This is a genomic window from Scandinavium tedordense, from assembly GCF_024764965.1.
Taxonomy (GTDB): domain Bacteria; phylum Pseudomonadota; class Gammaproteobacteria; order Enterobacterales; family Enterobacteriaceae; genus Scandinavium; species Scandinavium tedordense.
This window is the reverse complement of record NZ_JALIGG010000013.1, coordinates 1-416: the sequence shown is the minus strand read 5'-3', so window position 1 is coordinate 416 and position 416 is coordinate 1. Positions and strand designations below refer to the sequence as shown.

Here is a 416-nt window from a genome sequence, read left to right as displayed (position 1 = left end):
AAAGAAAAGACTCCGTTAGGAGTCTTTTCTTTTTTACACTTAAAAAGCTTTATCAGTTTTCTCTGATAAAGCTTTTGTTTTATTCAGTTTCTTCTTCTGATTCAAGTTCTTGGATTTGAACCTTAAGCTTGGTGACACGACCATTTTTTACCTTGTCATTTGTCAAGGTGATATGCTTATTTCCACTATCTAACTCATAGCTGAGTTTCTCAGATGTTGGAATAGTTCCCACACCTGTCAAATAATAACCAGCAATAGTATCTACATTGTCACTTTCAAGCTCGACATCAAAATAATCATTGAAATCGTTCAAATTCATTGTCCCTTGGACAATATGAGTGTCCTCGCCGATAGTATGAACATAGACTTCAGCACGGTCAGTTTCATCATCAATCTCACCAACAATCTCTTCAAGG

General features: G+C 35.8%; 1 protein-coding gene. It reads right to left on the bottom strand.

The features are described from left to right. Positions 1–79 precede the first annotated feature (79 nt). Positions 80–416: transporter associated domain-containing protein (locus MUU46_RS00055; protein WP_309582927.1), on the bottom strand; the 337-nt coding region annotated here is incomplete at its 5' end.